This window comes from Mesorhizobium sp. M7A.F.Ca.US.002.01.1.1 (assembly GCF_004022955.1).
Classification (GTDB): domain Bacteria; phylum Pseudomonadota; class Alphaproteobacteria; order Rhizobiales; family Rhizobiaceae; genus Mesorhizobium; species Mesorhizobium ciceri.
Map to the genome: position 1 here is coordinate 1 of NZ_RZQE01000052.1, position 21,678 is coordinate 21,678.

Sequence of the window (21,678 nt, forward strand, 5' to 3'; positions counted from 1 at the left end):
TCGATCGCCGGGCCCATGCGGCTGTAGAGCAGTTCGGCGCGTTGTGTGTCGATGAGGTTCATCGCGCCCTTGATGATGCCGTTGGTCTCGAGGAATTCCTCGTCGCACTGGGCGATGATGTCGACAATGGCATTGCCGATGCAAAGCACGTCATAATCCGGCATCAAAATCTCCGCCAAAACCCGAGCCGGCTTCTTGCCACGCCGGCCGGGCGTGGTCTCGCGAGTTGAAATGGGTTGCCGCATGCGCTTGATCCAGCCGCCCTCACGCAGCTGCCGGTCCGGCTTCACGCAGCAAATCGTCAGCTTTGTCCGTCTTCTCCCAAGTGAACTCAGGCTCTTCACGCCCGAAGTGTCCGTATGTCGCCGTCTTGCGGTATATCGGCCGTAAGAGATCAAGCATCTTGATGATGCCTTTCGGTCGGAGATTGAAAACCTCGAGAACAAGGCGCTCGATCCTTTTTTCCTCGATCCTTGCGGTTCCGAAGGTATTGACCATGACAGAAACCGGACTGGCCACGCCGATCGCGTAGGCAAGCTGAACCTCGCAGACCTCCGCAAGGCCGCTGGCAACGATGTTCTTCGCGACATACCGGGCGGCATAGGCCGCCGAGCGGTCAACCTTGGATGGGTCCTTGCCCGAAAAGGCACCGCCGCCGTGACGCCCGGTCCCACCGTAGGAATCGACGATGATCTTCCGTCCTGTGAGGCCGCAGTCGCCGGCAGGCCCACCGACCACGAACCGCCCTGTTGGGTTGACCAGAAATCTGATCCCCGAAGTATCCAGGTGGGCCGGCAGGACCGGTTTTATGATCTCCTCAATGACGCCTTCGCGGACCGTGGCTTGTGAGACCGCTTCGTCATGCTGCGTTGACAGGACTATGGTATCCAGCGCCACCGGGCGGAGCCCTTCGTAGCGTACCGACACTTGAGATTTCACGTCCGGACGCAGCCAGCCAAGCTGTCCCGCTTTCCGGACCTCGGCCTGTCTTTTCGTCAAATGGTGAGCGAGTTGGATCGGCAGGGGCATCAATGTATCCGTCTCGTTGCATGCGAATCCAAACATGATGCCCTGATCCCCTGCCCCTTGCCCGAGATCCTGCCCTCGTCCTTCATCAACGCCCTGGCTTATGTCGGGCGACTGCTCGGTGAGGGCCAGAACGACGGCGCAACGTCGACCATCAAAGCCAATCGCATCATCGTCGTAGCCAATATCGAGTATCGTATCGCGGGCGACTTGGCTGTAATCGATGTGGGCATGGCTGGTGATCTCGCCAGCCACAACGACCATCCCCGTCTTCACCAACACTTCACAGGCGACGCGCGCCTTCGGATCGGTGCGCAGGACCGCATCGAGAATGGCATCGGAGATGTTGTCTGCCATCTTATCGGGGTGTCCCGCGCCGACGGATTCGGAAGAGAACACGAACTGCCTGGTCATAAAAATGCCCTCGCTTCAAGTGCTGGAGTTAGTGAGGAGTTTCTGGATTGGGGTGGCTTATCGGTCGGGGATGCCGGGAACATCGAACGCAGTGCAGAAGTCGGCAACGTCTCTTCGTACGCTCGCATGAACTTCCTGGTCATCGGGCTGGCGGCAGACCGAGTCGATGAAAGCGGCGATCTGCACCATCTCCGTTTCGCGCATGCCCATGGACGTCACCGCTGGTGTCCCTAAGCGGATGCCGCTTGTCAGCGCCGGATGCCGCCGGTCGCCCGGGACCATATTGAAATTCGCAATGATGCCTGCACGCGATAAGCGCTCCGCATAGGCTTTGCCTGACAGCGACCGGTCCCGAAGATCAAGGATCAGCATGTGATTGTCAGTGCCCCCGGTGACGAGTTCATAACCTCGCTCCAGAAGTGCCTGGGCCAGAGCCTTGGCGTTGTGGACGATCTGCTGACCGTAGACACGAAAGGACGAGTTCGCTGCTTCCTGCAAAGCGACGGCAAGCGCGGCGATAGTATTCATATGCGGTCCGCCTTGCAGAAGAGGGAACACGGCGCGGTCTATACGTTTGGCCAGATTGTGTTTGCTCTTCGGATGATGGAGGGGCTGATAACGGTCTTCATTCCTTGATAAAATGAAGCCACCCCGGGGACCGCGGATCGACTTGTGAGAGGTGCTGGTGACCACATCGCAATGGGACACGGGGTTCGGATGCACTCCTGCGACAACCAGGCCGCAGATGTGGGCGATGTCAGCCACCAGATACGAGTTCACCTCCGAAGCAATTTCGGCCATTGCCGCGTAGTCAAAAATACGCGGATAAGCAGTTCCGCCGACCCAAATTAGCTTCGGGCGTTCCCGCTTGGCGGTCTCGCGCAAGTGGTCATAGTCAATTTGCTGTGTCTTTTCGTGCAGCCTGTACGGGACGCGCTGATAATCGCTGCCGGAAAAATTGACGGACCAACCGTGAGTCAGATGGCCGCCTTCGGGTAAAGGCAAGCCCATGACTTTGTCACGGGGGCTCAAAAGCGCGCGATAGACAGCCTGGTTGGCTGGCGAGCCTGAATAAGGCTGGACGTTGGCATGTTCACTGCCAAATAGCGCTTTCAGGCGCTCGATCGCGAGGGTCTCAAGCTCATCGACGATCTCGTTTCCGGCGTAGTAGCGCGCACCGGGGTATCCCTCGGCATACTTGTTGGTGAAAATCGACCCGGTCGCTTCCAACACCGCCGAGGAGGCAAAGTTCTCGGAGGCGATCAGTTTGAGAGTTGTCCGCTCCTGACGCTCCTGTCTTAGAAGCAGTTCGTGAACGCGGGAGTCGACGGCGGCTAAGTGAGGCCGCCCGTAAGTGTCGGGCTGCGCGATGGCGCCGCCGGCGGAGTTATCCATGGTAGTCGCGCTCCATTTGGACTGATCTATTTCACGATCAAGCAGGCGGTCCCTTCAACCGCGCGTCTTGTATTGCTTCCAGGCGTTGTAGGTCTCTTTTATGATGGCCATCATCGTGGGGCAGGAGATCGACCACCAATTGAGCCAGCTCGCCATCCTTGCCTCCTGCTTGCATATGGTACGAAGACTGCGGACGTTGTTCGTTGCAGCAAAGAAAGTTGGCTCTGACCAGCCGCCGAACGTGGCGTCGAACCTGCTCGCGAGGCAGACCGGTAATATCGGCCAGCTCGCCGACGGTTAGATCCGCATGCGCGCAAAGGCCCAGGATTCGAAGGCGATCAAGATGCGCTGCCGTCCTTAGGCGATTTACCAGTGTCAACATTGGTTAGCATCAACCCGGACGGGATGCAGCAAGCCGCTAGCCCTTCTATCCCCATCAATCCGCATGAGACCTCTCTCGTCATTTGCTGTAAATCCGCTGGTATGGATGCTAATGGAAGATAGATCACAGTCCTTTCTACGACTAAGACGCCAGATATTGGGGCTAATGTACCACCTGACAGGAGACTACACTCACGAACATTATGTGAATTTTTTTTAACGTTGCTGAGAATCAAGGGGGAGGTTTGGCGAATGTCTCGCCGTCGACTGTCGAATCCTGCCCGACGGGATTATAGGGTGCGTAGCCTGCTTGTCCTTTCCACATGACCAGCGACGATGGGGCGAAGGCGGCAGACATAGCTCTGGAGCATGCTGCGGTATCTTTGGCCTGAAGCCGAGGAAGGCGGACCGTGGCTTCCGCGCCGCTGCCGGGAGCCCGCGAACAGGCCAAGTGGATCAGCCGGGTGTTGCCGTCATAGAGCGTGAGACCCAAAGCTGGCCAGCCGCGCCCTGAGGCTGACGCACCGCTCAGCGTCCACCTTGCTCTCGAAGCCCATCGGCATAGCGCCGATAACGACTTGACCGCGTGCGTGTCGACGAGCGATCGGTGAGCGCAAGGATCGAGGGTGCAGTGCAGGATAATGCTGTTTTAAATCAGCGCTGTTTTCAGCCGACTGCCTTGAGCGTGGCACGAGGATATAGGCCCAAGGCAGGAGATCATCGTCTGCTGTTCGGGAGGCCGCCCTGGGCGCGCGACAGCCGTTCCTTCGGCTGCGCCGCTCCGCCACCATCCGCGCCGTGCCTTCCGGAGACCATTCCCGCTACCGGCCGGCGCCCGTGAAAACCTCGACCCGGCGCACCGGCTCGAGATGGCTGGGCTCAGCGTAACTCTGAAGTCGTCATATACCGAAGTCTTCACAGACTTCGGACATCCCCCTCACAGTCCGATCCAGATGGCGTCAGGAACACCGCTTGCGTTGATGCGGATGAACCCCTGCTTGTGCCACAATGACCCTTATGTCAGCGCGCGAGCCAAAGCTTCCGCGCAAGGCGACGGCTAGGATAAGGCAATGCCGACGAAGGGCACATTGCTTGCCACACTCTGGAATGATGGCATGCTCGGAAGGCCTAGGCTTTGCTCAGGGCCGCCTGCAAGGCGCGCTTTGAGGTTATTCACATAGCCTTCTGCGTAGTCCTGCGCCGTCGAGACCGAAAGATCAATGCCTGCCGCCAAGGCCTCTTCCATCAGGTGCTTTACGAGCCCATTTCGAATGGCCAGCTTGACCTCGGGGCCTGCGATAAGGCCGATCGCCTGCGCGGCCATATTGAGGCCAGCTTCCTCCAGCGCTCGCTTCATATCGCCTCCGTTAATGGCCGTACGCAGGAGATTGGCTGCTTGCGACTCAGCCTCGAGAACCATCGAGGCAAGATCGGCTACTTGTCCGAGGCCCGGAATGAAGCTGAGCAGTCCCACCGCCGTTGCCGCCAAGTCGAGCACTTTCGTCTCGATTTTGAGCACGGAGTCGACGACGTGCATGACGGCCCCGCCGTTCTTTTTGGCTGACTTAATGTCAGGCTGGTCCATCAGGCCCATCTTCATGTCCGCGACGGCATTCTGCTCTTCTGCGGTTTGGGCGCCGTGGGTGATTGGCTGCTGAACGTTGCGGTTCGCAGACGACATGTTTGTGCAAAAATGGGCAAAGTCTTTTTTGCTGATATTGCCGGAATCAACCGTATGCCCGCCGCCAAAGTCGAAGAATTTATGATGGGTCTTATAGCCCGTGATCGAATTGTTCAGGAGGCCAAACAAAAGAGGATCTGAAAGGAGCTGAGAGGCTGCTTCCCGCACTTTCGGATCAAGGCTCTTGTCGTCTTTCATTTTCGCCAGTTTGTCGCGAGTCAGAACACCGCTTCCAAAGAACGTGTCCTGATGGTCCTTGATCATCTCGACCGTATTCAGCTCAGTTTGCGTGAGGCTCATCGACGATGAGGCGACTTGCAGGAAATCCTCTTTGTGCATCTTCCCTTTCGAGCCACCGCACAACTGGTTCCAAGCATCGGGGTGATCGAGGAAATATTGCGCCGCCGCAATGACCTGGGGCGGAAATTTGCCGTTTTTCGATTCGCCGCCGACCATTTTCTTGAACTCATCCAGACTCAGGTCCTTGGACAGATTTTCGGAGTACCGGTAAAACTCCCGCAAGGCATCGCTCAAGGTCATGACCGAAGGCTGCAAACCTCCGCTGCCGTCGGATGGTATGTAGTTCTGCTCGTAGCTTCGCGCTTGGGCTTCCTGAAATGCAGCAACTTGTGGGTGGTGGTTTGAAAATCCGGCCAAGTCCTTGGCGTTGATCTTGCCTCCACAGCGGCCGTCGCCCTGCGAGCCAATCGCATAAAAAAGTCCCGAATCCTGCTGCAGTCCCTGGATCGCCGCTTTCAGATCCGGTGGCGTAGAGGGATCATTGGCTTTGTCGGTCAACGACTTCCAAGTAAGCGGGCATTGGTCCTTGTGACGGTTGAGTACCGCAACAATCTGCAACTCAGCCGTGGTCAGCGACCCACCGTTCCACGTGATTCCGGGGCTCGGCCTGGGAGCCGGCTCGATCTTCGGAGTGACGCCGAGCAGATGTTGGGCTTCAGTCGCCTTGGAGCGTTGCGATTGGTCCTCCTTGAGAGCCGCCCTCATATTTGGCGGCAGCAGATCCAGTGGGTGTTGCTCCAAGCCATTCAATGTCAAGACATCCGGTGCCAGATGGCCCAAAGGGTCCTGCCGCAATTTATCCATTGTCGAATCAAGATTCGACGCTGGCAGATCCCCTTGCGCGAAAGAGCCGGGCTTGTCTGCCAGCACACAAGTGGACAGCATCGCTTCGAAGCACGATGCACTTTGCTGATGCTGGGTCGCAAAATGGGAAACTTTCAGGCCCGGCCAACCCCTTGCGGACTGTAGCGAATTTGAGCGGTAGAAAGTTGAAAGATTACTGGCCGACATTATGCATCCTCAGACGTGACGTTGAAATCCCCACAAGAGACCCCGACAGAAGATCCCTTGCGTTTCACAAAATTCGACAATTCCAAGCGTCGGCAGGTCACGAATGCGCCTGCCCTGCCTTCAATTGCTGTGTTCCGGGCCGGCTCCAAGGTTCGGTCCAACACAATGGCCGGAGTCACCGCGAGAGCTGCCGGGACTCATCATGAGCGGATTAGCTTTCGAGAAACTGACGAGTTTGCGAAGAGTTCACAAAGGGGTAGCCGCAGTCATGTTCTTCAGAGCTGCGGGAAATCCTCAATGTTCATTTCTTGCCCAGCTCAGGCTTCCCGCCAACGCTATCCTGTTGTGGGATGTCAGAAGAATAAGAAGCATCCGGTCGTCCGTCGCGAACGACCGTAGTGGAGGAGCCGCGAAACAAGATCAGCACTGATTCCTTTGGCGTTGCCGCTATGTGAGTCTGCGCCTGCGCCTGCGCCACCAAGCCGTTAAAGGTCTGCTCCACGAGTGCGACGAAGCGCGGTGGACCGGAAACGAAGACGAGGCCATTGCCTGGCACGGGTTTGACCACATAGCGCTCGTCGGAGATATCAAGCTTGTCGAGAGCCCCCTTGAACGCATCGAAGCGAATCGACGTCATCAAAAGCATTCGAGTTTGCGATTCTTGTGCAGCAGACACATAGAGCACAAGGCCGTCATAGTACCATTGTAGACCGTAAAGGTTCGTCAAGCGGTCGAGGAACGCGCGCGGTGGCAAATCAGGCATACGTCCGCGAATTCGCCCCTTCACCGCAGGACTGATGTTGACCCTGATATTCAGGTTGTTGCCGAATTCCTGCAACGCTGCAGCGAGCTCCTGATCCAGAACCGTGTATCTATAGGGTGTCGCCGGAAGGGACAGCGGGACTGCATGCGCCGGGTGAATCCCGGTGGACAGAAAAAACCCGGCACAAAGAAGTCTCAAAACATGCAGGGTGACGGGTTGGATAAGCGTTCTCGGCATGTCGCACTGATAAACCAAACGCTGAAATCATCACAAGTGACTAAATTGCCGAAGAGATTTTAGATTGTCGAAATGACGCCGCCGTTAGTCAGCTTGTTGTCAGCTTGCCCCCCTAGGAGTGTTGCGCCGACACCGGGTGATGAATGGGCGGGGCTCGCCCGGTCAGAGAGAGCAACCGAGTCCTTACATGATGATGCCTGTCACGTCGATCTCTGCCACTCTAACGGCTGGCCTCCCCAGGGTCGGATCACCGTCGATTGTCGAGCAGGCCCAGTTTGAGCGCGCCTTAGGGCATGCAGCCGACTCGCTGAAAAACGATGCCGCCGCGGGGCCAGCGAGTGCGGCGCCAGTTGCTGCGGCGATGGATGTTCAGCGCGCGGCTGCGCCGACGAGCGGCATGGGCGATCGCGTGTTGCAGACGATTTCCTCCCTATATCCACACAACACTGTTTCCTTCCCCGCGCTCGACCATGACATAGCCCTTTCGAAGGGCGCTCTACCGGGACCGGCGCAGAAGCTTCCCGTTCCAGGTGAGGCGGGAACCGGAATCTCGGGCATTCCCCAACAAGGGCAAGACTTCGAAACGATGATGGCTGGTCTTCGGGATGTTTACAACGGCGTCACCCAGGTGGCGCTTATCTCCAAAGGCGTCAGCGGCGTCACATCATCCGTGAATAAACTTTTGAAGGAAGGCTGAACCGCGCGCATGATTGGCTTGGCCGAGGGCGAAATCATGCGTGGCCTGTCAGGGTGGCGGTCGGTTAGACTTGTCATGCTGCCAGTTCTCGTCGCCCTCACTGCTTGCAAAGCCGACCTCTACACGCAATTGCAAGAGCGTGAGGCAAATGAAATGCTCGCACTTCTTGAAGACAACGGGGTCGCCGCGATCCGGGTGGTCGCCAAGGATGGAACCAGCACGATCCAGGTTGACGAAAAGCTGCTCGCCTTCTCAATCAACCTTCTGAACGCCAAGGGGCTGCCGCGCCAATCCTTCAAGAACCTCGGTGAGATATTCCAAGGATCAGGCCTGATTGCCTCGCCGACCGAAGAGCGTGCCCGTTACGTGTATGCCCTGAGCGAAGAGTTGTCGCGGACGATCAGCGATATCGATGGCGTTTTTTCTGTACGTGTTCACGTCGTGCTGCCGCATAACGACCTTGTGCGAGCCGGTGCCACGCCATCCTCGGCCTCGGTGTTTATCAGGCACGACGCAAAAACAAATGTCGCGGCTCTGCTGCCAAAGATAAAGATGCTTGTAGCCGACAGCATCGAAGGCCTGTCCTACGATAAGGTGGAAGTGGTTTTGGTGCCGGTAGAACGTTCCGCACACGAGCAACGGCCCGATCCGACTGCTGTTTTGCCACAAGCATCACTACCTCTTCCTGCGCCACTTCTGGCGACCGTAACAGGTTTTGCCGCAGCCGTATTCGCCGTGGCCTGTTATCTCTTGATCGGCGTTGTTACGCGTCGGCGCAAGCAATCAACCGGCGTTTCCAAGGTCGAGGGGCGCCGGGATGCTTCTGCTGTCGAGGCCATTCGCAAAAGAATGCCTGCAATTGGACGTGGGTGACATCTCATTGCCAATGCCTATACAGACCGCCCGACCTGATGGTCCGCACTTTCCGGGCGCGAGCGAGCTTGCGGCTTCGGCCCATCCAACCCGTCTTGCGGCGCGTCTTGATCCAGCGTTATCGGCCGAAACGTTAGTGAAGTTGCAGAAGTGTTCCAGACTGCATCCAAGGCTGGCAGAATTGCTGGGCAACGATGACGTGGATCTGAACCACATCGGCTGCAGGCCGGACCTTCTACGCGGGCATGATCCATATCGAGCGACCCTTCTTGCTGGTAGTATCTGGCATGCCCGTTCGCTGGTCGCGTTTGTCTCTCAGCCTGAGCTTGCCATCCTTGTTAAACGCATCGGCGTGGATGCACACGCATTCGGAATCCGACACCTGCTGCATGCTGTTGACAAAAGACTGATCTCGGACCCAGAAAAACTCGCTCAGCAAATCGAATACGATGGACACGCATGTCTTGGAGCTTGGCTCCAGGACAGTTCAGCGACCGAGCGTAACCGCGTGCTTCTTCGATTGCCCGAGGGGACTGCCGCGGAGACTCCAGCACATGAGCATTGGACCGCCGCCGGCCAATTGCTTTCACTTGTAGTAGCTCATTTTGAGACAGAGACCCCGGTGAAATGACAGTCGAACTTTCCGAGGGGCCAATAGCGCCGCAGATGCGTCCAGTCGGACCACTGATACCCGCGAGCGAGCTCGAAACCTGGCACAGCGCCGCGCAAGCCCTTGCCGCGGCAGAACGGCATCGGCAGCGCGTTCGAAACTGGGCACGCGCGGTTTACCAGCGGGCGTGGGCGCGCGGCCACATGGAGGGCTCGAATGCAGGCACCGAGGAGATGGCAGGGTTGATTGCGGAGACAATCTCCGAAATCGCGCGACGAAAGGCGGCTCTGGAGCAGGAATTGCCGCAGCTCGTGATGGAAATATTGAGCGATCTTATCGGCGCTTTCGATCCGGGCGAGCTATTGGTGAGGGCTGTTCGTCACGCCATAGAGTGTCAATACAGCGGCGCCGACGTTTGCCTTCATGTTTCTCCCATGCAAGTCGACATGCTTGCACGAGAGTTTGCTCGATGCGACGGCCAGGATGGTCGACCAAGGGTGCGGATCGAGCCCGACCCGACATTGTCGCCGCAACGCTGCGTGCTGTGGAGCGAGTACGGCAATGTTGACCTTGGACTTGACGCCCAGATGCGCGCGCTGCGCCTTGGTTTCGGGACGCTCTGTGAGAAAGGCGAGCTATGAGAAAGCCCGTCCCAGAACATAACGCTGACGCCCACACTCGAGCTCTCGTTCCAGCAATCTCGTCTTTGAGGGCTGCGGCCAAGCGAATTGACACGCGTGCGGTGCGCGGTCGGATCACGCGGGCTATCGGCACACTGGTTCATGCCGTCTTGCCAGACACTCGTATTGGGGAACTTTGCCTCCTAGAGGACCCGCGAACCGGGCTGTCGCTCGAGGCCGAGGTGATCGGCCTGTCGGGTGATGGTGTATTGCTGACACCGATCGGGGACTTGGTGGGCCTATCCAGCCGCGCAGAGGTCGTGGCCACTGGCCGAATGCGTGAGGTGCCCGTCGGCGGCGATTTGCTCGGTCGCGTGATCGACAGTCGTTGCCGCCCATTGGACGGCAAAGGCGAAATCAAGACCGTCGAAACTCGGCCCCTGCATGGCAGAGCCCCCAATCCGATGACGAGGCGCATGATTGAGCGGCCATTCCCGCTTGGGGTCCGTGTCCTCGATGGTCTGCTGACGTGCGGCGAGGGCCAGCGGATCGGGATTTATGGCGAGCCAGGTGGTGGCAAGTCGACGCTGTTGTCACAGATCGTAAAGGGTGCCGCCGCTGACGTCGTCATAGTGGCGCTCATAGGCGAACGTGGACGGGAAGTTCGTGAATTCATCGAAAGGAATCTTGGTGAAGAGGGCCTTCTCCGTACGGTCGTCGTGGTTGAAACATCCGACCGCTCGGCGGTAGAGCGTGCGCAATGCGCTCCAATGGCGACTGCGCTCGCGGAATATTTCCGCGATCAAGGCCTACGCGTTGCTCTCATGCTGGATTCGCTGACGCGCTTCTGCCGCGCTATGCGCGAAATAGGCCTTGCTGCGGGTGAGCCGCCGACGCGACGGGGCTTTCCTCCTTCCGTTTTTGGCATGCTGCCAGGCCTGCTCGAGCGCGCCGGCATGGGTGAGCGGGGCTCAATCACGGCCTTCTATACGGTGCTTGTAGAGGGTGATGGCACGGGTGATCCAATCGCCGAGGAATCGCGTGGTATTCTCGATGGCCATGTCATCCTCTCACGCGCTATTGCGGCGCGATCGCATTTCCCCGCTATTGATGTGCTGCAGAGTCGCAGCCGCGTCATGGATGCAGTCGTTTCGGGGACACATCGCAAGGCAGCATCCATTTTCCGCGAGCTCCTGTCGCGCTATGCCGAGACCGAGTTCTTGATCAATGTTGGCGAATACAAGCCAGGTGGAGATCCCCTGACTGACCGGGCTGTCGCGTCAATCGACGAACTGAGGGAGTTTCTGCGCCAGAGCGAAGATGACGCGTCAGATTTCGAGGAGACGGTCGCATGGATGTCGCGTCTGACCGCGTAAACTGGATTCAGTCTTCGAGTATACGGCTTCTGAAGGAAATGCAAGAGCGTCGTGCCCTTGGCGAGCTGTCCAAGAAGGAAGCCCAGCGCGATGTGGCCGCCTCAGCCGTACAAAATGCCTCTAGGGAGCTTGCAATGATACAGCAACATTGTTCAAGAAAAGAAGCAGCGCTCTATCAGCATCTGATGTCACTCGACAACTTGTCTAGCGCAGCGCTCGACCGTCACCGCCTTCACACTGAACAACTTGCCGCTGAGATCAATTCCAGACGGCAGATGCTTGATGATACCCAAATCGCTCAAGAGGAGGCTGAGATGGCGGCGTCCAGGACGAGGGAGCTATGGGTCATATGTTCGGCGGCAAGGGACAAATGGCAACAAATCGAGGACGACGTGCGGCGCGCCGTCGAGACTCATTCGGAGGCCGCAGCCGAGATCGAGGCCGACGATGAGATACTGCTGAAATATGCGAGGGGGTCGCTTGCCTAAATGCCGCGCAACCGGATCCGACGGTCGCAAGAGGTCGTCCGAATGACACGACCGTGCAGTCTTTGATAGGCGCTGCGGTCACACCCGCCATGTTCGAACCAGTTCTGAAACTGTCCCACACGGTTGTCTCGTGGCTCAATGATACAGCAGCGCCGCGCACGCCGTTTCAAAGCCGGATCAACGAGGTGCCGCTATCGGTGCGAACGGCAGGGCTTGTCTGGCAGCAGGAACCTGCTGCCATTCCGATGCTTGACTGCGTCTGGAGAGTGGGAGCCGAAACGGTCATCTTGTCACTGTCGCGCCCGCTCGTAGAGGAGTTCATCACGACAGTGCAGAACGGCTTGGCCTTCCCTTCCGAGCCAACTGCTTCGCTAATTCTCGAACTCGCTCTGGAGCCGCTTGTCACTCGACTGGAGGAGACGACGCGTCTGAACGTGCAACTCGTGCGGGTATGCGAAGCCACGATGCTGGCTCCTCATCTTGAACTCGACATCATTTTCGGCGCGGTCAAGGGCAAGGGCCGTCTATTCCTGTTCACGCCACTTGACGGCTTAGTACCGCCTGCGTTTCGCGCGCTAGGCGAACTGCTTGCCCAGTTGCCGCGGCAGCTGGGCGGGCTGCCTCCAGAGCTCCCGCTCATTGTTGCAGGAGAGGTCGGCACGCTTCGCCTTCCTGCGGCGCTTCTTCGAAGCGCATGTGTCGGTGATGCATTGTTGCCCGATATTGCGCCGTTCGGCCGCGGCCAGATCACCCTAGCTGTCGGCCAGTTGTGCGCCGAGGCGGATCTTGACGGCGATGAATTAATCTTGCGGGGGCCTTTCCGCCCGCGACCGTGTCCTTTGGAGAGTGCGCATATGACACAACCCGGATCGCAACTGGAGCTTACTAAGGATCTCGACGATGTCGAGATCGTGCTTGTCTTTGAATGCGGCCGCTGGCCTATTTCTCTTGGGGAATTAAGAAGTGCCGGCGAAGGGCATATTTTTGAACTTGGATGGCCGATCGACGGCCCGGTCGACATAGTGGCCAATGGTCAGCGTATCGGGCGTGGCGACATTGTCCGCATCGGAGAAGAGCTGGGCATCAGGCTCCGTGGCGGGTTTGCATGCAATGAGTGAAGCTCAGCCGACAATCCTGGCGCTTCTTGCGGTTACCGCCGGACTCGGTCTGCTGGTTTTAGCAGTTGCCACGACAACGGCCTTTGTAAAGGTATCAATTGTTCTTTTCCTCGTCCGCAATGCGCTCGGGACCCAGACCATACCACCCAATGTGGTGCTGTACGCCGCGGCGATGATCCTCACTATGTTCGTTAGTGCGCCCGTTGCTGAGCAGACCTATGACCGCATGTCGGATCCCAAGCTCCACTATCAGACATTCGACGACTGGGTAAGCGCCGCTAAAGCCGGAAGTGAGCCCTTGCGCGAGCATCTCAAGAAATTCACAAATGAAGAGCAGCGGCGATTTTTCCTATCTTCGACAGAAAAGGTCTGGCCAGAGGAAATGCACGCTGCAGCCACGCCTGATGACTTTGCAATACTTGTACCATCTTTCTTGCTATCAGAATTGAAGCGCGGATTTGAGATAGGATTTCTACTTTATCTGCCTTTTATTGTTATAGATCTGATAGTGACAACTATCTTGATGGCAATGGGTATGTCGATGGTCTCACCAACTGTTATATCTGTTCCGTTCAAGATCTTCTTGTTTGTTGCCATTGATGGTTGGTCAAAATTGATGCATGGGCTTGTGCTGAGTTATACGTTACCGGGAGGCTGATCATCACTGAATCCAGCATCATTACTCTTATGAGCCAATCACTGGTGGTTTTCATGATCTGGATTCTACCGCCGCTCATTGCATCAGTGGTTGTCGGCCTCGTCATCGGCATCCTCCAGGCGGCGACGCAGATCCAGGATGAAAGCTTGCCGCTCACCGTGAAGCTTCTGGTCGTTGTCGCGGTGATTGGGCTGTTTGCTCCTGTGCTAAGCGCCCCGCTCATAGAGCTAGCCGATCAGATCTTCACCGAGTTTCCCGCAATGACACTTAGCTACTAGTCCGCCCCATGGACGCGCCATCGGCCGATATTCAAATTCTGATCCAGACGGCTTTCGAACTCGTCGTTGCGGCAGGTCTTGGGGCAGCCCGCGCGATGGGCATCATGCTGATCTTTCCCGTATTCACACGCTCGCAGATCAGTGGGCTGATCCGGGGCTGTTTGGCTGTTGGCTTCGCACTACCATGCCTGGCACACGTCAGCGGCGGATTGCCGGCGCTGGATCCTGATACGCGCCTGATCCAGCTAACCCTGCTCGGATTCAAGGAAGTTTTTGTCGGTGTACTCCTTGGCACTTTTCTTGGCATTCCGCTTTGGGGCCTTCAGGCTGCCGGGGAGCTTATCGACAACCAACGCGGCATCAGCAGCCCGACCGCTTCGGCCGATCCCGCGACGAACAGTCAGGCTTCCGCGATGGGCGTTTTTCTGGGGATCACTGCGATTGCCATATTCGTCGGATCAGGAGGCCTGGAAACTTTGATCAGTGTCCTGTACCGCAGCTACTTGATCTGGCCGGTGTATCAGTTTCACCCGACACTGAGCGGGCCAGGAGCAATGGAGTTGTTGGGGCTTCTCGACAGCATAATGCGCACGGCATTATTGGTTTCGGGGCCTGTCGTGTTCTTCCTGATACTGATTGATATATCGATGATGCTGCTGCGTCGCTTTGCCCCGCAATTTAAGGCGAGCCAACTGTCTCCGGCAATCAAGAACATTGTCTTTCCAGTTCTCATGGTCACCTACGCTGCCTATCTGGTGGAGAGCATGAAACTGGAGGTCACACGTGCCAACGGCGTGCTGGAGTGGTTCGACAAATTGCTGCCATGAGCGACACAAGTGAAGAGAAGACACACGCCGCCAGCCCGAAGAAGTTAAGTGAAGCGCGCAAAAAAGGACAGCTGCCACGTAGCTCCGATTTCGTCCGCGCGGTCGGGACTTGCGCTGGGCTCGGCTACCTTTGGCTAAGAGGCAGCGTGATCGAGGACAAATGCCGGGAAGCGCTCCTATTAGCCACCAAGTTGCAGAGCCTACCTTTCGATACCGCGGTGCCGCAGGCATTGGTTGTGCTCGTCCAACTCACAGTCGCGGCTGTTGGCCCGCTGCTTGGAACCCTTGTCGCCGCGGTGATTTTGGCCAGCCTGCTAGCCAATGGTGGATTTGTCTTCTCTCTGGAGCCGATGAAGCTCAGCTTTAAGAAAATTGACCCCTTTGAAGGGCTGAAGCGCTTGGGGTCTGCTCGTTCCATGGTCGAAGTCTGCAAGACCATGTTCAAGGTATTGGTTCTCAGCGCAACCTTTTCCATTGTCCTTCTCGGGATGTGGAAGACAATGGTCCCTCTGCCGATCTGCGGCATGGGCTGTGTTGGCCTCATCTTTATGGAGACAAAATTGCTGATGGGAATTGGCGCCGGCGCACTGCTGGTCGGCGGACTGATCGATCTTCTGCTCCAGCGCGCGTTGTATCTGCGCGAAATGCGCATGACCAATACCGAAGTGACGCGCGAGTCGAAGGATCAGCAAGGAGCGCCAGAGTTGAAAGGTGAACAGCGTCGCATCCGCGAGGAGGCGGCCGACGAGCCTGCGCTTGGCGTGCATCGCGCCACGCTGGTCTTAACAGGAAGGGCGGTCCTGATCGGTCTGCGTTACGTTCGCGGTGAAACCGGGGTGCCGTTCTTAGTTTGCCGTGCCGAAGGTGAGCGCGTTTCACATGTGTTGAGCGAGGCGCGGGCACTACGCCTGACGATCGTCCATGACCATGTCTTAGCGCGTCAGCTGATAGGCACTACAAAACTCGGCCACGCGGTTCCTATGCAATATTTCCAGCCTGTCGCGAAAGCATTCTTTGCCGCAGGCTTGGCCTAGTCATGGAAGTCCACGACTGCCCAGTTCAAAACTGACCTGGCTCCATGCTAGTGGCAAATGTCGGCTGGCCATCCGTGCCCCAGTGTCTCTGTCAGGCCAACCGCGCAACCGCGGGCCTGGGGCAATCACTCCCCTCGGATCTGCCACCCAGCAACTACGGCAAGTCCTCCGGGCATGACCTTGCAGCCTCTGCTGGCCGGTGCGTGGCGCAGTCCGAGGTTTTGAGGCCGGCAGTGCGGATTTGATTGGTGCAGCCGTTGGAATGCCCTCGTCAGCTAGTCGTCAACTAAGCGCCCTATGTTGAACAGCCGTGCTAACTTGAGCTCGGTTGCGAAACATAGGAGTACGAATCGTCATGTATGGTCGAATTGGTGGCTCATCCGATAGTTACCGCGCGCATAATGCCGGCGAGCAATCGGATGCAGGAAGCGAAGGGTTCGCGGACACATTTGCCCGAATGCACTTATCCGGATCGGAAGGTAGCGGCGCCTCATCATCGGCGGCTCCCCAAGCATACTCCCTCAATTCCCGACCTCCTGTGGTGGAGATCAACAGGACTTCCTTCAGGAGACAGGTGAGGCAATTTCATGGTGATGAAATCACGCACATCGCCGACAATCCTCAAGAGTATTCGGAGTTCGTATCGTCACGAGCCAGGCGCACCGCGGACGTTGCTCAGCAATATGGCATCCGTCGAGATACGGAGCACGCGCGATATTTCAGTTACCAATTGGGAGACCGGAGTGCCGGACTGCTGAGAATGGAAGGCGGATTCAGCATGAACGAGTTCGAATCGGAAAGTTGGCGGGAACAATTTCCTGGTCGAACTGAGGTCACTTCCATAGTGGATCTTCAAGTCGCCCATCCGCTCGTCGAAAATGCGGGCGATATTCTGCTGGAGCATCAACTTCGGATAGACGGCGACCGACCGTTGCTGAATTGGCGTGCGGCTAATCCGGAAGCACAAGCGCGCGCGCAGACGATGGGGTTTGTTGAAGTGGATCATGGCGACCTGGTGCTTGACCCTACGCAGCATCCCGACAAATGGACGAAGAACAGTGCCGGTGAGTGGCAGCGTGCAGGCAAACCTCCACTCTATCTCCACAAAACCGAGGATAGCGACAGCAGCGATAGCGGGTCCGACGACGATTTCATGTGATTTGTCGACCCGCCGCCGAGCCTTGCAACTGGTGACGGTTGCAAGGCTGTTGGCAGTGAATGCTAATTGTCCGGCGACAGCCCCGCCTTAGCGCCAGCGCCGCCGAGCAATCCAGCCCATCTCCCAGACAATAAACTGCGGATGCGCATCGTGGGTGCTTGCGAGCGGATTGTATTCGGGCCGGAACTCCGCCTCTTGGAACCGAGCTCTCCCGAATCCAATTTTCTCCACCACACCGTTGGGTCGTTGCGATGCGCCGATCCCGATCGGATCGGCTATGCCTGCTCCGCGCTCGCAGGAAGACCTTCCGCCTCGATCTTGGCGGCGCGATCTCGGCGATAAGTTGGATGGGAGGCAAGATACGCCGCCACGTCAACAGCCGGTAACGCGACATCGCAAATCGGCCCTGACGGTAGCCGATCGACTCCAATCGCCGGACCGCAACTCGCGCAGCGGCATTCGCGGTTTGGCCAGGAGAAATGCTCGCTGACTCACAGCGTGGCCGGCCGCATTCTGAGTGCCCTGTCATGCAGCCTGCGCCGACGGGAGCTCGGCACGCGAATGGCGTGGTTGGCGGCCAAGCCCTGAGGTCAACAAGGACTTACAGAAAGCGGGGGTGAGTTTGCCGCGATGAATTATGACCTTCTCGCGACCGGACCTAGCATCGGCTTCCTCTCGCTCTCGATTGTAGCCGCGCTGTTCGTTGGATTTAACGTGGCAAGCGGTGAATTCGGAATCAGCCAGCCCTTCCAAGTTTCTGGCCATGACGGGGCGACTCGTGTGGATGTGCACCCACATCGGGCTCGGCATCGCACCATTGACCAGCATCTTGGGCTGCAGCTTCATCTCAAACAGCTTTCCTGGCTCGCCACGCAGCGCGACCGGTGCCTCCGGCGGCATCAATTCGTCGGCATTGCACAAATGTTCCAGGTATTTTTGCGCCGGAAATGCGTAGGTCTTCATGCAATCAGTCGTAATGCCGGCTTTTCCTTCATTCAATGCGTTGGCCTGTCCCAGCACCATGTTCAGCAACCCTTTGAGCTGGTCTGTGCGTTCGTGCACTTTGGGTAGCTGGGTGGAGGTGAGTAGCAGGCGTACATTACGCCCCTGCAACCCGGCGAGACAGGTTTGCATCTCAATGGCCTGGGCTCGCAGGTACTGGGCCACATCGTCCACGACCTTACCGGCCTCCTCAGGCTTCATCTGGCGCACTTGGGAGACGACGCTTTGCTGACCGGCCAGATCGAACTGCAAAAGTTCGTCCAATCGTTTGAGCCGCTCCGTCAATACCTCCATTGACAACGCGGCGCCCCCGATTGTCGAGCCTGCCCCCGACGAACTCGCAGCCACCTCTTGCGCTCTCACCTGTGTACTCGCAACTTGATCCGAGCGCGCGAGAACCTTGGCTGCTGGCACTGTGCCGGCGTTCGCAGCGACTGGTGTTGATGGCTGCCCGGCGGCAGAAGTCCCGGCGCGAGCTGCCGACTTATGCTTTGACTTCCCTTTCCTTCGCGCTGTAGTGCCTTCTGACACTGCAGCCGTACCAGCAGTGTCAGCCGGTATCGCAGCGCCTGCCCTGGCCGGCATCGCAGCGCCCGCCTGGGCCTGTGGCGCCATGATGGCTGACGGCGGAGACTGCAGGTTCAACAAGTGCATGGCATCGTGCGCAGTGATCCATGCATCGTCCACGATCCGTTCGAACAGTTTCAATGGGAGGCCGGCATCTGGGTAGGTATGGCTTAGCTTGGTATGCACCTCGTGCAACGCCAATCCAAAATCCGAAAGCCGCTCCATGATTTTTTCTACAACCGCGCAATCATGAGCGTTGAGTGTTTTGCCATCATCCATTATGCCCTTCGCCAAAGAGAGGGCGCGAAGAGCTTCTTGAGCGGCGCTTGCCATCAGCTGCACCACTCCATTTCGACCGACGAGGAGTTCCTTCAAATCTGGCTCGAACCTGCTCGCCCGCAGTTCAATCTTGGCCCGCGCAAGACCGATCCGCTCACGGACCAGCCAGATCCTGACACTCAGTACCGAGCCGGCACGCAGCCGCAGTGCGCACCGCTCGGCTTCCCGCATCACGGGCGTTCCACTGGATAGGCTAGCGGTGGCAGCGCAGGCGGATCGCTGCCGTTCGGAGCGCCATGCCTTTTTTTCCCACCACTTAATTGCCGCCGTATGGTGGTTCTCCACATTTAAAATCAACAGCTCCTGCCGGTCCGCCTGGGAGTAGGAGTAGAGTTTATCGACCATACCTGCCGCTTTCTTGGTCTTTTTGTCCAATTTCGTGATCGTCGACAGGCCAAGTTTGTCTACTTCATTCGCGGCGTCGCACACGATCTGGCAACATCTACGCACCTTGTCGTCTGGCATAATTGTCTGCGCCTCAGCCGCAGGCAGGCTAGCGCGGTACTCCAGAATTGCTGAGGCTGCATCGACGACCCCACTGATCAGCTCCACCGCCTCCTCGGGGACGTCGGTTTTCCTGGCCGCAGCCTCGCAATCAGTCAGTTGTTGAACAAGACTGTTCATTCTGAGCTGTGTCGGACTGATATCTTTATTTGACGATGAGCTGGTGCCTTCCACCTGCGCGGTTGATAGTTGGCTACCGACCGGCGCCATGGCTTCGCCCTCAGACATGGAGGGAGAACCGCGCCGCCTTGCGGCTGCGCCACGTGGCGCTACGGTTCCGCGTGGTGGCGCAGCGGCTCCACGTGGCGGTGTGTTCAGGATTTGATCTTCGCCAATCGAGGCGCCTGGCAGACTTTCGCGGGCATCGCCTGGACCGCGCGCAACTGGAAGGGAGGAGGGCCTCCTATCGGCGTCCCCAGAGCGCATCTGCTCCACAACGGAATCGAATGACTGTCCACCTTCTCCCGCAGCAAGACTTGATTGCGAAAGGGAACTGCTCGCCCGCCCCGCGCGGCTGGCTCCAGTTTCAGCCTGCGATTTCCGTGGTCGGCCAATGCCCTTCATATTGCGTCTCCGTAGTAGGCGAGAATGTGCTGCTATTGTGCTGGCGGCTGACGAGACCAGCGGCATCTTTCGGTTAACGTCACGGTCAGCCAGACCCGCGACGGCGTAATGTTCCCGCCAAAGTGCTTCTCAGTAGCAGGCCAAGATTGGCCCGAGCTCACAGGACTTTCGCAACGTTGCCATCGATGTCCTGAGATTATCAGCGCTTCAGTCCGCCGATTTCCAGGAACAGCGAATGAAATCAGACCAACTCGGCTAGCTCCCCTTCCTAGACACGTGCCTGACGATTTTATTGATGCGTCACTCCTCTCGTTCGCCACCGACAAAGTCACACATTTGCTTCAGAGAAGCGTGTGCGTTGCGTATCACGCGGACCATTTCGATCTATAGTTACAAAAAGTGTCGAGACGGGACCTTTGGATCCGAAGGTCAGGCACGGCCGGCCTAGATAGACCGCTTGGCTGACGATTAGCTGACGATGGGAGTTCTCACGAACAGGGCAAGAAAATCCGACCGCTTCAAGCTTTCGATATGGTGAGAAGAGGATCCGCACCGGCCTCCCAAAGCCGGCAGACCATCCCATGTTCGTACGGTCGCCGACCTTCTCGAAGCCAATGAGCTCACCGCGCCGGGCCGTGATGTGCAGGCGAGAGAATGGTGATGCAAAGACCGAGTTCCTGCTCGTTGCGTGCGCCCGTGGAGCCAGCAAGAATACGGTCATTGCGGTCATGCAGCACGTGGACCGTGTCTCCTGTTCGACACCACAGCATCGAGGATGCAAACGAGCTGCTGCGGCTGCCATTCGGTCGCGGCATGCGTGGACGGCGGGATTGGCCGAACAGCCGAGATCGTGGTCGACTGTTCGATGCGAGAGCAACATCCTGCAGAGCATACGTTTTTGCGCTGGCCGGTTTTTGTCAAAAGCCGTCAGGTTCTCGAAAGCTCCCGCCCTTAGCTTGATCGAGGCTAACCTTTAACACGTCGCCGCCAATGGCAAATGCCGGAGTACCTGATGATAGCAGCAATTGGGAGTGGAGTTGGCAACCTCGGGACTTCCTTGATCCGAAAGGGCCATGGGGATTCGAAATCCGAGCATTCTGGTGATGGCAAGCCGGCTGATGGCAATGATGGCAAGCCAGCTGGTGGGAATGATGGCAAGGCAGCTGGCGGGAACGATCGGGCGGATAACCGGACCGTTTCAAATGATCAACTTCAAGACAACTCACAGTCTGCAGCACAAAGTGAAGCCTTCCAAAGTATCCTGCGATCGTTCGCGTTCCAATTCGCGAACGATGCGATGGCTGAGGCCGATGAAGCTTTGGATGACACAGAAGATGCCTGACGCGGGAAATCCGGCGTGAGGTCATACAGGCCGTTATTGACGGCACAACTCCAACAGAAAAAGGAATGATCATGGCTGCAGTTGATAATAATAAAAAATCAGGCAATACCAATACCAGTAGCGCCGGCAATACCGATAAAACTAACAGTGGCACTCCCGGCAATACAAGCGGAGCTGATGCTACTGCTTTTCAGGCGCAAGTGCAGGAACTAACCAATGTTAGCTTGGAGGCGACGAAAAGGAGTGTCCAGTTGCGCACTCTAACGACCAATCTCCAGACCATCAAGAAGGCCGCCGACGAACGCGTTTCGTAATGTCGGAAGCGGGTTTTAGACTGCCCCCTAGCGCGTCTCCTTATTGACGCGACGTAGTCCCGAAATGAGCCGCATGGCAATTGCCATGCGGCTTCTATCC

20 protein-coding genes and 1 pseudogene are annotated in these 21,678 nt (G+C 57.6%); 14 read left to right on the plus strand and 7 right to left on the minus strand.

Going from position 1 to position 21,678, the window contains the following annotated elements; genetic code table 11:
* The 6 genes and pseudogenes from EN932_RS38765 to EN932_RS08490 form a co-directional block, all read right to left on the minus strand.
* Window positions 1–164 (minus strand): annotated as a pseudogene (locus EN932_RS38765) (adenosine kinase); the annotation flags it as partial.
* Window positions 165–264: 100 nt separating this feature from the next.
* Complete coding sequence (gene metK / locus EN932_RS08470; RefSeq protein ID WP_063169265.1) at window positions 265–1,440, minus strand: methionine adenosyltransferase; 1,176 nt, start codon at window positions 1,438–1,440, stop codon at window positions 265–267.
* A gap of 57 nt (window positions 1,441–1,497) precedes the next feature.
* Entirely contained in the window at window positions 1,498–2,835 is a 1,338-nt protein-coding gene (gene glyA / locus EN932_RS08475) for a serine hydroxymethyltransferase (RefSeq protein WP_063169266.1), read from the minus strand.
* Between the two features lie 37 nt (window positions 2,836–2,872).
* The gene (locus EN932_RS08480; RefSeq protein WP_082826567.1) at window positions 2,873–3,217 is read right to left on the minus strand and encodes a helix-turn-helix domain-containing protein; all 345 of its coding nucleotides are present in this window, start codon (window positions 3,215–3,217) and stop codon (window positions 2,873–2,875) included.
* Window positions 3,218–4,273: 1,056 nt separating this feature from the next.
* Window positions 4,274–6,208 carry an HrpF/NolX family T3SS translocon protein gene (locus EN932_RS08485; RefSeq protein WP_024505366.1) on the minus strand — a complete coding sequence of 645 codons (1,935 nt, stop codon included), beginning with the start codon at window positions 6,206–6,208 and terminating at the stop codon, window positions 4,274–4,276.
* A gap of 301 nt (window positions 6,209–6,509) precedes the next feature.
* Window positions 6,510–7,208, minus strand: a complete 699-nt coding sequence (locus tag EN932_RS08490; RefSeq protein ID WP_024505367.1) for a secretin N-terminal domain-containing protein — start codon at window positions 7,206–7,208, stop codon at window positions 6,510–6,512.
* A 187-nt stretch (window positions 7,209–7,395) separates the two neighbouring features.
* Here EN932_RS08490 and EN932_RS08495 point away from each other — a divergent pair, with 187 nt between their 5' ends.
* The 12 genes from EN932_RS08495 to EN932_RS08550 all read left to right on the plus strand — a co-directional run bounded on the left by EN932_RS08495 (window position 7,396) and on the right by EN932_RS08550 (window position 16,946).
* On the plus strand, window positions 7,396–7,905 hold the full coding sequence (locus tag EN932_RS08495; RefSeq protein WP_024505368.1) for a nodulation protein NolB: 510 nt from the start codon (window positions 7,396–7,398) through the stop codon (window positions 7,903–7,905).
* A 9-nt stretch (window positions 7,906–7,914) separates the two neighbouring features.
* The gene (gene sctJ / locus EN932_RS08500) at window positions 7,915–8,778 is read left to right on the plus strand and encodes a type III secretion inner membrane ring lipoprotein SctJ (protein WP_024505369.1); all 864 of its coding nucleotides are present in this window, start codon (window positions 7,915–7,917) and stop codon (window positions 8,776–8,778) included.
* Window positions 8,723–9,409, plus strand: a complete 687-nt coding sequence (locus EN932_RS08505) for a nodulation protein NolU (protein WP_210326671.1) — start codon at window positions 8,723–8,725, stop codon at window positions 9,407–9,409. The genes sctJ and EN932_RS08505 overlap by 56 nt, the downstream gene beginning before the upstream one ends.
* A complete protein-coding gene (sctL, locus tag EN932_RS08510) occupies window positions 9,406–10,029 on the plus strand; it encodes a type III secretion system stator protein SctL (RefSeq protein WP_024505371.1) in 624 nt (207 codons plus the stop codon). Before EN932_RS08505 ends, sctL begins: the two co-directional genes overlap by 4 nt.
* Window positions 10,026–11,384 (plus strand): type III secretion system ATPase SctN, encoded by a 1,359-nt coding sequence (gene sctN / locus EN932_RS08515; protein ID WP_063169268.1) that lies wholly within the window; start codon window positions 10,026–10,028, stop codon window positions 11,382–11,384. The genes sctL and sctN overlap by 4 nt, the downstream gene beginning before the upstream one ends.
* Window positions 11,360–11,872 (plus strand): hypothetical protein, encoded by a 513-nt coding sequence (locus tag EN932_RS08520; protein WP_063169269.1) that lies wholly within the window; start codon window positions 11,360–11,362, stop codon window positions 11,870–11,872. The genes sctN and EN932_RS08520 overlap by 25 nt, the downstream gene beginning before the upstream one ends.
* 89 nt (window positions 11,873–11,961) lie before the next feature.
* The gene (sctQ, locus tag EN932_RS08525; protein WP_095769044.1) at window positions 11,962–12,990 is read left to right on the plus strand and encodes a type III secretion system cytoplasmic ring protein SctQ; all 1,029 of its coding nucleotides are present in this window, start codon (window positions 11,962–11,964) and stop codon (window positions 12,988–12,990) included.
* Complete coding sequence (sctR, locus tag EN932_RS08530) at window positions 12,983–13,648, plus strand: type III secretion system export apparatus subunit SctR (RefSeq protein WP_029354851.1); 666 nt, start codon at window positions 12,983–12,985, stop codon at window positions 13,646–13,648. The genes sctQ and sctR overlap by 8 nt, the downstream gene beginning before the upstream one ends.
* 2 nt (window positions 13,649–13,650) lie before the next feature.
* Window positions 13,651–13,926 (plus strand): EscS/YscS/HrcS family type III secretion system export apparatus protein, encoded by a 276-nt coding sequence (locus EN932_RS08535; protein WP_024505375.1) that lies wholly within the window; start codon window positions 13,651–13,653, stop codon window positions 13,924–13,926.
* An 8-nt stretch (window positions 13,927–13,934) separates the two neighbouring features.
* Window positions 13,935–14,753 (plus strand): type III secretion system export apparatus subunit SctT, encoded by an 819-nt coding sequence (gene sctT / locus EN932_RS08540; protein WP_063169270.1) that lies wholly within the window; start codon window positions 13,935–13,937, stop codon window positions 14,751–14,753.
* Entirely contained in the window at window positions 14,750–15,787 is a 1,038-nt protein-coding gene (locus tag EN932_RS08545) for an EscU/YscU/HrcU family type III secretion system export apparatus switch protein (protein ID WP_024505377.1), read from the plus strand. The genes sctT and EN932_RS08545 overlap by 4 nt, the downstream gene beginning before the upstream one ends.
* Before the next feature lie 355 nt (window positions 15,788–16,142).
* Window positions 16,143–16,946: a hypothetical protein gene (locus EN932_RS08550; protein ID WP_024505378.1), complete on the plus strand. Its 804-nt coding sequence runs from the start codon at window positions 16,143–16,145 to the stop codon at window positions 16,944–16,946.
* Window positions 16,947–17,471: 525 nt separating this feature from the next.
* Here EN932_RS08550 and EN932_RS08555 read toward each other — a convergent pair.
* Window positions 17,472–19,586, minus strand: coding sequence for a hypothetical protein (locus EN932_RS08555; protein WP_224570035.1), 2,115 nt, complete (start codon window positions 19,584–19,586; stop codon window positions 17,472–17,474).
* Between the two features lie 1,348 nt (window positions 19,587–20,934).
* Between EN932_RS08555 and EN932_RS08560 the strand changes: the two genes are divergently transcribed.
* Together EN932_RS08560 and EN932_RS38770 are read left to right on the plus strand one after the other, a co-directional pair.
* A complete protein-coding gene (locus EN932_RS08560; RefSeq protein WP_081714433.1) occupies window positions 20,935–21,264 on the plus strand; it encodes a hypothetical protein in 330 nt (109 codons plus the stop codon).
* A gap of 71 nt (window positions 21,265–21,335) precedes the next feature.
* Window positions 21,336–21,578, plus strand: coding sequence for a nodulation protein NopA (locus EN932_RS38770; protein WP_224570034.1), 243 nt, complete (start codon window positions 21,336–21,338; stop codon window positions 21,576–21,578).
* Window positions 21,579–21,678 lie beyond the last annotated feature (100 nt).